Annotated in this window: 2 protein-coding genes and 6 pseudogenes; all 8 read left to right on the top strand. The window is 77.9% G+C overall.

The window, feature by feature from the left end; all coding sequences use genetic code 11:
• Positions 1–11: 11 nt before the first annotated feature.
• Positions 12–428, top strand: a pseudogene (locus IAG43_RS35305) (polyketide synthase dehydratase domain-containing protein); the annotation flags it as partial.
• Positions 429–551: 123 nt separating this feature from the next.
• Positions 552–974, top strand: a pseudogene (locus IAG43_RS35300) (polyketide synthase dehydratase domain-containing protein); the annotation flags it as partial.
• A 39-nt stretch (positions 975–1,013) separates the two neighbouring features.
• Positions 1,014–1,547: pseudogene (locus tag IAG43_RS35295) on the top strand (SpnB-like Rossmann fold domain-containing protein); the annotation flags it as partial.
• A 48-nt stretch (positions 1,548–1,595) separates the two neighbouring features.
• Positions 1,596–1,841: pseudogene (locus IAG43_RS35290) on the top strand (alcohol dehydrogenase catalytic domain-containing protein); the annotation flags it as partial.
• A gap of 72 nt (positions 1,842–1,913) precedes the next feature.
• Positions 1,914–2,525: pseudogene (locus IAG43_RS35285) on the top strand (zinc-binding dehydrogenase); the annotation flags it as partial.
• Positions 2,502–3,083, top strand: a pseudogene (locus tag IAG43_RS35280) (SDR family NAD(P)-dependent oxidoreductase); the annotation flags it as partial. The pseudogenes IAG43_RS35285 and IAG43_RS35280, both read left to right, overlap by 24 nt.
• Positions 3,084–3,107: 24 nt before the next feature.
• Complete coding sequence (locus tag IAG43_RS35275) at positions 3,108–3,884, top strand: phosphopantetheine-binding protein (protein ID WP_187744984.1); 777 nt, start codon at positions 3,108–3,110, stop codon at positions 3,882–3,884.
• Positions 3,881–13,867, top strand: coding sequence for a type I polyketide synthase (locus tag IAG43_RS34835; RefSeq protein ID WP_246574839.1), 9,987 nt, complete (start codon positions 3,881–3,883; stop codon positions 13,865–13,867). Before IAG43_RS35275 ends, IAG43_RS34835 begins: the two co-directional genes overlap by 4 nt.
• Positions 13,868–13,890: the final 23 nt, after the last annotated feature.

Here is a 13,890-nt window from a genome sequence, read left to right as displayed (position 1 = left end):
CGGGCGTCGGCGTGGACTGGCCCGGCCTGCTCGGCGGCCCGTCCGGCCGCACCCTCCTCGACCTGCCCACCTACGCCTTCCAGCAGCGGCGCTACTGGCCCGACATCCGTCCGACCGCCGACGTCGCCGCGGCCGGCCTGTCCGGCGTACGGCACCCGCTGCTCGGCGCGGCGGCCCCGCTGGCCGGCGGCGGCACGCTGTGGACCGGCCGGCTGTCGACGGCCACCCACCCCTGGCTCGCCGAGCACACGATCGGGGACACGGTGCTGCTGCCCGGCACCGCCTTCGTCGAACTGGCCCTGCACGCGGGCCTCGACGGAGTGGACGAACTCACCCTCCAGGCACCCCTGGTCGTACCGGCGGGCGGGGGCGTGACCCTCCAGATGCTGGTCGGGGAGGCGTCCGACGACGGCCGCCGGCCCGTCACCGTCTCCGCCCGCCCGCAGACGGCGGACGCCCCCGGCGAGGCCGGCCCGGCGTGGACCACCCACGCCACCGGCTTCCTCGCCGCCCCGGGCACCGCGGACGCGGACCCCGGGCCCGGCGCACCCGCCTCCTGGCCGCCCGCCGGAGCCGAACCGGTCCCCGTCGACGGCTGCTACGAGGCCCTCGCCGACGCCGGCTACACCTACGGGCCGGTCTTCCAGGGGCTGAAGGCACTCTGGCGCGACGACGACGGCCTGTACGCCGAGGTCGCGCTTCCCGAAGGGGCGCGCGCCGACGCCGAACGCTTCGGACTGCACCCCGCGCTCTTCGACGCCGCCCTGCACGCGGCCGGAGTCGGCGGCCTGCTCGACCGGACCGGGCTGCTCCCGTTCGCCTGGGAAGGAGTCCGGCTGTACGCGACGGGCGCGGGCACCCTGCGGGTGCGGCTGACGCCGGCCGGCCGGGACGCCCTCGCGCTCGCGGCCACCGACACCGACGGGGCCCCCGTCGCCGACGTCGCCTCGCTCACCCTGCGCCAGGTCGGCCCCGACGCGCTGCGCCGTGCGGCCCGCGCCGCCGACCTCGACGTGCTCCACCGCGTGGACTGGGCGCCCGCCGCCGAGGGAACCGACCTCCCGCTGGTCCTCGTCGGCCCGCCGCCCGCCGCCCTGGCCCCCGTCGAGGCGACCCGCTACGACGACCTGGACGCGTTCGGCGCCGCGCTCGACGCGGGCGAACCGCTGCCCCGGGCCGTCCTGTGGTGCGGCTCGCGGCCGGGCGGAACGGAACCCGCCGGGGCGTCCGCCGACGCCACCGCCGCCGCCCTGCACGCCGCCGTCCACGAGGCGCTGCACGCCACCCGGACCTGGCTGTCCGACCCCCGCTTCGCCGGCTGCCGCCTCGCCGTGCTCACCTCACGCGCGGTCGCCGTCGGCGCGGGAGAGGGCGTCCCCGACCTCGCGGGCGCCGCCGTGCACGGCCTGCTGCGCTCGGCGCAGAGCGAGCACCCGGACCACTTCGCGCTCGTCGACGCCGACGGCCACCCCGACTCGGCCGCCGCCCTGCCCGCCGCGCTCGGCTCCCCGGAGCCGCAGATCGCGATCCGCTCCGGTGCGCTCCTCGCGCCGCGGCTGGCCCGCGGAGCCTGGCCGGCCCCCGCCGGGGAGCCGGTGCCCGGCACCCGGCTGGACACCACCGGCGAAGGCACCCTGGACAACCTGGCGTTCGTGCCCGCCCCGGAGGCCCTCGCCGACCTCGGCCCCACCCAGGTACGGGTCGCGATGCGCGCCGCGGGCGTCAACTTCCGCGACGTGGTGATGGCCCTCGGCATGGTCCCCGGGCAGCGCGGCATGGGCACCGAAGGCGCCGGCGTGGTCCTGGAGACGGGCGCCGAGGTCACCGACCTCGCCCCCGGCGACCGTGTCTTCGGCCTCTTCGCCGGGGCCTTCGGGCCCACCGCCGTCACCGACCGGCGGGTGCTGGCGCGGATGCGGCCGGAGTGGAACTTCGCCGAGGCCGCCTCCGTGCCCACCCCCTTCCTCACCGCCTACTACGGCCTCGTGGACGTCGCGGGAGCGACAGCGGGCGAGAGCGTCCTCGTCCACGCGGCCGCGGGCGGCGTCGGCATGGCCGCCGTACAGCTCGCCCGCCACCTCGGTCTGGAGATCCACGGCACCGCCTCCCCGGGCAAGTGGCCCGCCACCGGCCTGCCCGGCGAGCGGCTCTCCTCCTCCCGGACCACCGGCTTCGAGGACCGGGTGCGCGAAGCCACCGGCGGGCGCGGCGTCGACATCGTGCTCAACTCGCTGGAAGGCGCCTTCATCGACGCCTCGCTGCGGCTCCTCGCGCCCGGCGGCCGGTTCGTCGAAATGGGCAAGACGGACATCCGCGACGCCGGGCGGGTCACCGCCGACCACCCCGGCACCCACTACGACGTGTTCGACCTCATGAGCACCGACCGGGGCCGGATAGCGGAGATCTTCACCGAGATCATCGGCCTCTTCGAGCAGGGAGTCCTCGAACTCCTGCCGCTCACCGCCTGGGACCTGCGGGACGCCGCCGAGGCGTTCCGGTTCATGGGCCGCGGCCGGCACGTCGGCAAGAACGTCCTCACCCTGCCCGCCGCCCCCGACCCGGACGGCACGGTCCTCGTCACCGGCGGCACCGGAGCGCTGGCGGGCCTGCTCGCCCGGCACCTGGTCGCCGAGCACGGCGTACGGCACCTGGTCCTGGCCGGCCGCAGCGGACCGGCCGCCCCCGGCGCCGACCGGCTCGCCGCCGAACTCGCCGGCACCGGAGCCGCCGTGCGGATCGAGGCCTGCGACGTCTCCGACCGCAAGGCGCTCACCGCGCTCCTGGACGGCCTGGACCGGCCGCTCACCGGAATCGTCCACGCCGCCGGCATCCTCGACGACGGGATGCTCGACGCGCTCACCCCCGAACGCGCCGACCGGGTCCTCGCCCCCAAGGCGGACGCGGCCCTGCTCCTCGACGAACTGACGGCCCATCAGGACCTGGCGTTCTTCGTCCTGTTCTCCTCCGCGGCGGCGACCTTCGGGTCCGCCGGGCAGGCGGGCTACTCCGCCGCCAACGCGGCCCTCGACGCCCTGGCCCACCGCCGCCGGGTCCGCGGACTCGCCGGCCAGTCCCTGGCCTGGGGCCTGTGGGACACCGAGGACGGCATGGCCGGCGGCCTCGGCCGCCGCGAACGCGACCGGGCGGCCACCGCCGGCCTGATCGGCCCGGAGGCGGGCATGGCCCTGTTCGACACTGCCCGCACCCTGCCGCACGCCCATCTGGTGCCCGTCGCCCTCGACCTCGCACGCCTGCGCGAGCAGGCGAAGGGGCAGCCGGTGCCCGCGCTGCTGCGCGGCCTGGTCCGCGCCCCCGCCGAGCGCACCCGGGCCGGCGCGGCGGCCCCCCGCGACCTGGCCGCGGACCTCGCCCGGCTCCCGGAACCGGAGCAGCGGCGCACCCTCCTCGACCTCGTCCGCGCACAGGCCGCGGCCGTCCTCGGCTACGACGGTCCGGACGCGGTCGCCGCCGACCACGCCTTCACCAAGCTCGGCTTCGACTCGCTCACCGCGGTGGAACTGCGCAACCGGCTCACCGCGGCGACCGCGCTGCGGCTGCCCGCAGCCCTGGTCTTCGAGCACCCCACGCCCGCCGCGCTCGCCGCGCACCTGTGGACCTCGCTCGCCGTGTCCACCGACCCGGCCGGGGCCGGCACCGCCGACGTGCTGGCCGGCCTCGACCGGCTGGAGGCGGCCGTCGGCAGGCTCGCCGCGGCCGGAGCCGACAGCCCCGAGGTCGCCGACCGGCTGCGCGCCCTGCTGGCCCGGGTCACCGAGGGCGAGACGGACGCGGCGGGCGTGAAGACCGCCGTCGCGGACCGCCTCGAGGACGCCTCCGCATCCGACGTCTTCGACTTCATCGACAAGGAGCTGGGACTGTCGTGAACTCCCGCCCGACGGCCGACCGCACCGAACCCGCACAGGGGCCGGGCGCGGCAGGCGAACAGAAACTGCTCCAGTACCTCAAGCGGGTCACCGCCGACCTCGCCGAGACGCGGCAGCGGCTCGCGGAGGCGGAGGGCCGCGAGCGCGAGCCGCTCGCCGTCGTCGGCATGGCCTGCCGCTACCCGGGCGGGGCCGACGACCCCGAAGGGCTCTGGGAACTGGTCCGCGAGGGCCGGGACGCCATCGGCGACCTGCCCGCCGCGCGCGGCTGGGGCGTGCCCGGCGGACCCGGCGCGCTGCCCGCCCTCAAGGGCGGCTTCATCGACGACGCGGACCGCTTCGACGCCGCGCTGTTCGGGATCAGCCCCCGCGAGGCGCTCACCATGGACCCCCAGCAGCGCGTGCTGCTGGAGACCGTGTGGCAGGCACTGGAGCGGGCGGGCATCCCGCCGCTCTCCCTGCGCGCCACCCGCACCGGCGTCTTCGTCGGCGCCGGATCCTCGGGCTACGGCGGCGGCTCCCGGCCGCCCGAGGGCTCCGAGGGCCACCTCATGACCGGCATGGCGGGCAGCGTCCTGTCCGGCCGGATCTCCTACACCTTCGGACTCGAGGGCCCGTCCGTCACCGTCGACACCGCCTGCTCGTCGTCGCTGGTCGCCGTCCACCAGGCCGCCCGCGCCCTGCACGGAGGCGAGTGCGATCTCGCCGTCACCGCCGGCGTCGCGATCCTCGCCGACCTCGGCATGTTCGGCGAGTTCGGGCGCCACGGCGGCCTCTCGCCCGACGGCCGCTGCAAGTCCTTCGGCGCGGGCGCCGACGGCACCGGCTGGTCCGAGGGCGCGGGAGTGCTCCTGCTGGAGCGGCTCTCCGACGCCGTCGCAAGCGGCCACCAGGTGCACGCCGTCCTGTACGGGTCCGCCGTCAACTCCGACGGTGCCACCAACGGGCTGACGGCCCCCAACGGCCGCGCCCAGCGGGCCGTGATCCGTGCCGCCCTCGCCGACGCCCGGCTGCTGCCCTCCGAGGTGGACGCCGTCGAGGCGCACGGCACCGGCACCCGGCTCGGCGACCCGATCGAGGCGGAGGCGCTGCTCGGCACGTACGGCCAGGGCCGCACGGCGGACGAGCCGCTCTGGCTGGGCTCGGTGAAGTCGAACATCGGACACGCGCAGGCCGCCGCGGGCATGGCGGGGCTGATCAAGATGATCGAGGCGCTGCGCCACGGCGTGCTGCCCCGCACCCTGCACGCGGCGGAGCCGTCGCCGCACATCGACTGGGAGTCCGGCGCCGTCCGGCTGCTGGACGAGGAGCGGCCCTGGGTCGCGGCACAGCGGCCGCGACGGGCAGCCGTCTCGTCGTTCGGGCTGAGCGGCACCAACGCCCACGTCATCCTCGGCGACGCCCCGGCTCCCGCCGCCCCCGCGCCAGACACGTCCGCCGTCCCGGGTGCCGCCCCCGCCGGCCCGGACCCCGCCCCCGCGGCCCCGGCCGTGGTGCCCGTCCCGGTCTCCGGACGCACCGCCGAGGCGCTCGCCGGGCAGGCGCGGCGGCTCGGCGCCGGACTCGACGCCCGGCCGGACCTGGACCTGCTGGACATCGGCCGCACCCTCGCCACCACCCGCTCACCGCTGGAGCACCGTGCCGTCGTCCTGGCCGGGGACCGCGCACAGCTTGCCGCCGGCCTGGCCGCGCTGGCCGAGGGCCGCGGCCCCGTGGGCCTCGTCCGCGGCGAGGCGGCCGGCGACGCCCGCCTGGTCTTCCTCTTCACCGGCCAGGGCTCCCAGCGCACCGGGATGGGCCGCGGACTGCACGCCGCCTTCCCGGTGTTCGCCGACGCCTTCGACGCGGTCTGCGCGCGCCTGGACACGGGCACGGGGCCCGGTCTGCGCGACCTCGTCCTCGGCGAGGGGAGCGACGGAAGCGACCGAAGCGACCGAAGCCGCGGAAACGGCGGAAACGACCGAAGCGACCGAAGCGACCGAAACGGCGGAATCGGCGGAAGCGACCCGAGCGACCCGAGCGACCGGAACCGGGGAAGCGACCCGGGCGATCCCGGCGACCGGACCCGCGGAGGCGGGGAAGCGGCCGGAGCGGCCGGAGCCGGGGACGCGGGGGAGGCCGGCGGCGGCGGGGCGCTCGACCGCACCGTCCACGCCCAGGCCGGGCTCTTCGCGCTCGAAGTCGCCCTGTTCCGCCTCCTGGAGTCCTGGGGGACGACCCCCGACCATCTCGTCGGCCACTCCGTCGGCGAACTGGCCGCCGCCCACGTCGCGGGGGTCCTCTCCCTCGACGACGCCTGCACCCTCGTCGCCGCCCGCGGCCGGCTCATGCAGGCGCTGCCCGAAGGCGGCGCCATGCTCGCGGTCCAGGCCGGCGAGGACGCGCTGGAACTCCCCGAAGGCGTCGGACTCGCCGCCGTCAACGGACCGGACTCGGTCACCCTCTCCGGCGACGCGGACGCGATCGCCGCACTGGAGGAGCGGCTGCGGGCCGACGGCGTCCGCGTGAAGCGGCTCACCGTCTCCCACGCGTTCCACTCGCACCTGATGGAACCGATGCTCGACGAGTTCGCCGCCGTCGCACGGACGCTGACGTACCACCCGCCGGCCCTGCCGGTGGTGTCCACCCTGACCGGCGGCCCCGTGGACACGGACACCCTGTGCACCCCGGACTACTGGGTCCGCCAGGTCCGCGAGACCGTACGGTTCGCCGACGCGGTCTCCTGGACCCGCGCCCACGGCGCCGGCGTCTACCTGGAGCTCGGGCCCGGCGGCACCCTCGCCGCCGCGGTCCGCGACATCCTGCCCGCCGCGGGCACGGCGGCGGGCGGCCCGGCGGTGGCCGCCGCGCTGCGCCCCGGCCGCCCCGAGCCCGAAACGCTGCTCACCGCCCTCGCCACCGCCCACACGGCGGGCGCGGCCGTCGACTGGCGGGCCGTCTTCGACTGCTGGGGCGGACGCCGGGTGCCGCTGCCCACCTACGCCTTCGACCGCGACCGCTACTGGGTGGAGCCCGGAACCGCCGTCCCCGCCGCACCGGCAGCCGCGTCCGGCCCCGCCGACCCGGCCGCCGACCGGTTCTGGACCGCCGTCGAGGAGGCCGACGCCGGTCTGCTCGCCGAGACGGTGGGCCTGGCCGACCCGGCCGCCGTCACCCCCCTGCTCCCCGCCCTCACCCGCTGGCGGCGCGAGAGCACCGACCGCCTCCGCGCCGACTCGCTGCGCTACCGGGTGACCTGGCGGCCGCTCACCGGCCTCGCCCCGGCCGCGGCCGCCGGCCACTGGCTCGCCGTGCTGCCCGCCGCACCGGGCGGCGACGAGGCACCGGCCGGTCACGCCGCGACCGGCGGCCACGACGCCCTCCCGGCCGCCGTGACGGCGGCGCTCCGTGCCGCCGGCGCGCAGGTCACCGAAGTGGCGGTCGACCTCGACGCCCCGGCCGACCGCGGCCGGCTCGCCGAGCTCCTGAAGGAGTCCGCCGCCGACGGCCCGTACACCGGCGTGGTGTCGCTGATCGGCATGGACGACCTCCCGGCCGGCGCCCACCCCGCGCTCTCCGCGGGCCTCACCCGGACCCTGGCGCTCACCCAGGCCGCCGGCGACGCCGGGATCGAGGCACCGCTGTGGGCCCTGACCCGCGGTGCCGTCGCCGTCGGGCCCGCCGAGCGCGTCCTGAGCCCGCGCCAGGCCGCGCTCTGGGGGTTCGGACGGGTCGCGGCCCTCGAACTCCCCGGCCGATGGGGCGGACTCGTCGACCTGCCCGAGACGCTCGACGCGACGTCGGCCGCCCTCCTCGTGACCCTCCTGGCGGGCACCACGGGCGAGGACCAGACCGCCCTGCGCCCGTCGGGTGCCTTCGCCCGGCGGATCGTTCCCGCCCCGGCCGCCGCCGCGGACGGCACCGGCCCCTGGCGCCCCGAGGGCACCGTCCTCGTCACCGGCGGCACCGGCGCGCTCGGCGTCCGCACCGCGCGGCTCCTCGCCGAACGGGGCGCCGCCCACGTCGTGCTGGCGGGCCGCCGCGGTCCCGAGGCGCCCGGCGTGGCCGCGCTGGCCGCCGAACTCGCGCCCGCCACCCGGGTCACCGCGGTCGCCTGCGACGTCACCGACAAGGCCGCCGTGGCGGCCCTCCTCGCCGAGCACGACGTCCGCACGGTCGTGCACGCCGCCGGAGTGACCGGCACCGAATCGCTGGAGACCACCGGCCCCGACACCTTCGCCGCCGTCCTCGACGCGAAGGTCCGCGGCGCCGAGGTCCTGGACGAACTCCTCGCCGAACCGGGCCGCGTCGAACGCTTCGTGCTCTTCTCCTCCGTCGCCGGCGTCTGGGGCAGCGGCGGGCAGAGCGCGTACGCCGCCGCCAACGCCCACCTCGACGCCCTGGCCGAACGGCGACGCGCCGCCGGGCTGCCCGCCACGTCCGTCGCCTGGGGACCCTGGGACGAGTCCGGCATGGCCGCGGACGAGGACGTCCGCGCACACCTCGCCCGGCGCGGCCTCACGCCCATGGCACCCGCGCAGGCGACCGCCGCGCTGGCCGCCGCCCTCGACCGCGACGAGACCACCCTGGTCGTCGCCGACATCGACTGGCAGCGCTTCGCGCCCGCCTTCCAGGTCTCCCGGGCCACCCGCCTCTTCGGCGAGATCCCGGGGGCCGCCGACACCGCCGCAGAGACCGCCGCCGCGGGCGCCGGCGACCCCGCGGCCGTCCGCGCCGGCTGGGCCCGGACCCTGGCCGCGCAGCCGCCGCACGACCGCCCCGCCCCCCTGGTCGAACTGGTCCGCGAGACGACCGCCGCCGTGCTCGGGCACCGTTCCGCCGACTCCGTCGGCGTCCGCACCCCCTTCCGCGACCTGGGCGTCGATTCGCTCACCGCCGTCGAACTGCGCGACCGGCTGGCCGCCGCGACCGGACTGACCCTCCCCGCGGGCCTGGTCTTCGACCACTCCCGGCCCGGGGCCCTCGGCGCGCACCTCGCGGAGCGCCTGGGCGGGACGTCCCCGGCCCCGGCCCCGCCGGCGGCCGCGGCCCGCCCGGCCGGCCCGGACGACGACCCCGTCGCCGTGGTCGGCATCGGCTGCCGCTTCCCCGGCGGAGTGCGGACCCCGGAGGACTTCTGGCAGCTGATCGCCCGCGGCGAGGACGCCGTCACCCCCTTCCCCACCGACCGCGGCTGGGACCTCGGCGCGCTCCTCGAAGCGGCCGGCGACGCCCCCGCGGCCGGCTTCGGCGCCTTCCTCGACGACGTGTCGGGATTCGACGCCGCCATGTTCGGCATCTCGCCCCGCGAGGCGCTGGCCATGGACCCGCAGCAGCGGCTGCTGCTGGAGACCGCGTGGGAGGCCGCCGAACGGGCCGGCATCGCCCCCGGCTCCCTGCACGGCAGCGACACCGGCGTCTTCGTCGGCAGCAACGGACAGGACTACGGATACCTGCTCCTCGGCTCCGGCGAGAACGTCGAGGGCCACCTGACCGCGGGCGTCACCGGCGCCGTCCTGTCCGGCCGGCTCTCCTACACCCTCGGCCTCCAGGGACCCGCGCTGACCGTCGACACGGCCTGCTCCTCCGGCCTGGTCGCCGTCCACACCGCCCTGCGCGCCCTGCGCGACGGCGAATGCTCGCTGGCCCTGGCCGGCGGCGTGTCGGTGATGGCCACCCCCGGCCCGTTCACCGAGTTCGGCACCCTCGGGGGCCTCGCGCCCGAAGGCCGCTGCAAGGCCTTCGCCGACGGCGCCGACGGCACCGGCTGGGGCGAGGGCGCCGGCATGCTGCTGCTGGAACGCCTCTCCGACGCCCGCCGCAACGGCCACCCGGTCCTCGCCGTGCTGCGCGGCAGCGCCGTCAACCAGGACGGCGCCTCCAACGGCCTCTCCGCACCCAGCGGCCCCGCGCAGCAGCGGGTGATCCGCGCCGCGCTGGCGTCGGCGGGCCTCGAACCCGGTGATGTGGACGCGGTCGAGGCGCACGGCACCGGCACCGCGCTCGGCGACCCGATCGAGGCGGAGGCGCTGCTCGCCGCCTACGGCCAGGACCGCGCCGAACCGCTGTGGACCGGCAGCGTGAAGTCCAACATCGGCCACACCCAGGCCGCCGCCGGCATCGCGGGCATCATCAAGATGGCCCTGGCGATGCGTCACGGAGTGCTGCCCCGCACCCTGCACGTGGACCGGCCGACCACCAAGGTCGACTGGTCCGCCGGGGACGTCGCCCTCCTCACCGAGGCCCGCCCCTGGCCGGAGACCGGCCGCCCGCGCCGCGCGGGCGTCTCCTCCTTCGGCGTCAGCGGCACCAACGCCCACGTCGTCCTGGAGGCCCCGGCCCCCGAGGACACGGGCGCCCTCCGGGCCCCGGCCCCCGAGGACACCGGAACCCTCCCCGCACATGCCACGGCCGAGGACTCCGACACCACGCCCGCGCTCCCGCTCGTGCTCTCCGCCCGCACCCCCGCCGCCCTGCGGGCCCAGGCCGCCGCGCTCCACGCGCACCTGGCCGGCCTCCCCGGGGACGGCGACGCACCCGCCCGGGACGCCGACGCCGCGTACACCCTGGCCACCGCCCGCACCCCCATGGAGCACCGCGCCGTCGTCGTCGGCCGAGGGCGCGACCGCCTCCTCGACGCCCTCGGCGCCCTGGCCGCCGACCGGCCCCACCCGGCCGCCGTCACCGGACGCGACACCACCCCGAAGGTGGCGTTCGTCTTCCCCGGCCAGGGCACCCAGTGGGAGGGCATGGCCGCCGGACTCCTCGACGAGTCACCGGTGTTCGCGGCCCGGTTCGACGAGTGCGCGCACGCCCTCGCCCCGCACGTCGACTTCGTGCCCGCCGACGTGCTCCGCCGCCGCCCCGGCGCCCCGGACCTGGAGCGCGTGGACGTCGTCCAGCCCCTGCTGTGGGCGATCATGGTGTCGCTCGCCGAGGTGTGGCGGGCGCACGGCGTGACCCCGTCCGCGGTCATCGGCCACAGCCAGGGCGAGATCGCCGCCGCCGTCGTCTCCGGCGCACTGCCCCTGGCCGACGGCGCCGCCCTCGTCGCCCTGCGCGCCAAGGCCCTCACCCGGGTCGCGGGCCAGGGACGGATGCTGGCCGTCGCGCTCCCCGCCGACCGGGCCGAGGAGCACCTGGCCCCGTACACCGGCCGGATCTCCCTCGCCCTGGTCAACGGCCCCCGCTCGGCCGTGGTCTCCGGCGAGCCGGCCGCCCTCGAAGAACTGGACGGCCGGCTCACCGCCGACGGCGTGCGCACCCAGTGGCTGCCCTTCGACTACGCCGCGCACTCCACGCAGATGGAGGCCGTCCGCACCACCGTCACCGCGGCCCTAGCCGCCGTCGGCAGCACACCCCGCACCTCCGACGTCCCCTTCTACTCCTCCCTGACCGGCGACCGCTTCGACACCGCGGGCGCCGACGCCGACTACTGGTTCACCGGCCTGAGGGAGACCGCCCGCTTCGACCGCGCCGCCACCGCCGCCCTCCGCGACGGCCACACCCTCCTCGTCGAGGTCTCCCCGCACCCGGTGCTCACCACCGCCGTCCAGGAGACCGCCGCCGAGGCGGGCCGCACCGTCGCCGCCCTCGGCACCCTGCACCGCGGCAAGGGCGGCCGGGAACGACTGCTGACGAGCCTGGCCGAAGCCCATGTGCTCGGCGCCCCGGTGGACTTCACCGCCGCACTGGAGCCCTGGCCCGGCGCCCGCCTCACCGACCTGCCCACCTACCCCTTCCAGCGCACCCGCTACTGGCCCAGGGCCCGCGCCGCCGACCCCGGTGCCGCGCCGACGGCCGCCGCCTCACCGGCCGAGTCCCGCTTCTGGGCGGCCGTCGACGACGGAGACACCGAGGCCGTGGCCGCCACCGCCGGACTGCCCGCCGCCGACCTCGCCCCGCTGCTGCCCGCCCTGACGGCCTGGCACCGCGACACCCGCGAACAGGAGACCGTCGCCGCCTGGCGGTACCGCGTCACCTGGGACGCCCTGGAGGAGCAGCTCGCTCCCTCGTGCTCCGGCCGCTGGCTGCTGGTCGCCCCCGACTCCGCCGCCGGCACGGCCGAGTTCTGCCGCGCCGCCCTCACCGCACGGCAGGGCGAGGCCGACCTCCTCCTCGTCGACCCGGCGGACGTCGACGCGGCCGAACTCGCCGACCTGATCCGCGACCACGTCGGCCCCGGCGAACGGCTGCGGGGCGTGGTGTCCCTGCTCGCCCTCGACGAGACGCCCCACGCCGGACACCCGGCGCTCACCGCGGGCGCCGCGGCCGCCCTCCACCTCCTGCACGCCGCCCTCGACACCGACCCCGGCCCGCTGTGGACGCTCACCGCGGGCGCCGTCGGCACCGGCGACGGCGAGCCGCCCGTCAGCCCCGGCCAGGCCGCCGTCTGGGGACTCGGCCGGGTCGCGGCCCTCGAACACCCCGGCCACTGGGGCGGCCTGATCGACCTGCCCGCCCACGGACCGGACGGCGACCCGCGGCTCGCCGCCCGGCTCGCGGCCGCCCTCACCCGCACGGACGGCGAGGACCAGATGGCGCTGCGCGCCCGCGCCGCCTACGGCCGCCGGCTGCGCCACGCCGAGACCGCCCCCGCCCGGCCCGGCACCGGATGGCGGCCCACCGGCACCGCCCTGATCACCGGCGGCACCGGAGCCGTCGGCGGCCACGTCGCCCGCTGGCTGGCCGCCGAGGGCGCCGACCACCTCGTACTGCTCAGCCGCCGGGGACCCGACGCCCCCGGCGCCGCCGGCCTCACCGCCGAACTCACCGCGCTCGGCGCCCGCGTCACCCTCCGCGCCTGCGACGTCGAGGACCGCGCGGACCTCGAACGCACCCTCGCGGAGCTCACCGCCGACGGCGTCACCGTCCGCGCCGTCCTGCACACCGCGGGCCTCGGGGAGCTCGCCCCCCTCGCCGCCACCACGGTCGCCGACCTGGCCCGCCTGATGGGCGGCAAGGCGGCCGGCGCACGCCACCTCGACGAACTCCTCGACCCCGCGGACCTCGACGCCGTCGTCCACTTCTCGTCCGTCTCCGCCGTCTGGGGCGTCGGAAGCCACGGCGCGTACGCCGCGGCCAACGCCTACCTCGACACCCTCGCCGAACTCCGCGGCCACCAGGGCGCCCCGGTGCGCTCCGTCGCCTGGGGGCCGTGGGACGGCGGCGGCATGGTCGGCGCCGGCGCCGCCGACCTGATGGCCCGCCGCGGAATCCCCCTGCTGCGCCCCGCCGCCGCCATGGTCGCGCTGCGCCAGGCCCTGGACGCGCCCGAGGCGGCGGTCGCCGCGGCCGAGGTGGACTGGGCGGCCTTCGTGCCCTCGTTCACCGCCCTGCGCCCCAGCAGGCTCCTCTCCGACCTGCCCGAGGTGCGCGCCCTGGCGCCCGCCCCGACGGCCGGCGACGGGGCGGACGAGGCGGCCGGGGCCGGCGAAGGACTGCGCACCCGGCTGGCCACGCTCTCCGCGGTGGAACGCGGACGCGCCGTGGTCGACCTGGTCCGGACGCACGCCGCCGTCGCGCTCGGACACACCGGAGCCGACGAGATCGAGCCCGACCGCACCTTCCGCGACCTGGGCATCGACTCGCTCACCGCCGTCGCCCTGCGCGACCGGCTGACCGCCGCGACCGGACTGACCCTGCCCGCCACGCTCGTCTTCGACCAGCCGACACCCGTCGCGCTGGCCGAGCACCTGGGCGGTCTGCTGCTGCCGGACACCCCGGACGGCACCGCCGACGCCCTGCCGTCGGCGGACGAACTCGACCGGCTGGAAACGGCGCTCGCCCGCCGCGCGGACGACGACCTCGACCGGGTCCGGATCGTGATGCGACTCGAGTCGCTGCTGTCCCGCACCCGCGGGGGAGCCACCGCCGGCCCGTCCGCCGGCACCGCACCGGACGGTGAGGGGCCGGCCGGCCCGGCCGCACTGGCCGACCGGCTCGGCAACGCCACGAACGACGAACTGTTCGCCCTGGTGGAGAGAGACCTGGGACTCAAGTGAACGACGCCGCCCCGAGGGCCTTC

The organism is Streptomyces genisteinicus, assembly GCF_014489615.1.
In the GTDB taxonomy this organism is placed as follows: domain Bacteria; phylum Actinomycetota; class Actinomycetes; order Streptomycetales; family Streptomycetaceae; genus Streptomyces; species Streptomyces genisteinicus.
The sequence above is the reverse complement of the archived record's forward strand: the minus strand, read 5'-3'. Positions and strand labels throughout refer to the sequence as shown.

Bases quoted from the DNA above. Each gene is read 5' to 3' on its own strand.
- IAG43_RS35275 (WP_187744984.1), top strand. From the start codon at position 3,108: ATGGCCGGCGGCCTCGGCCGCCGCGAACGCGACCGGGCGGCCACCGCC.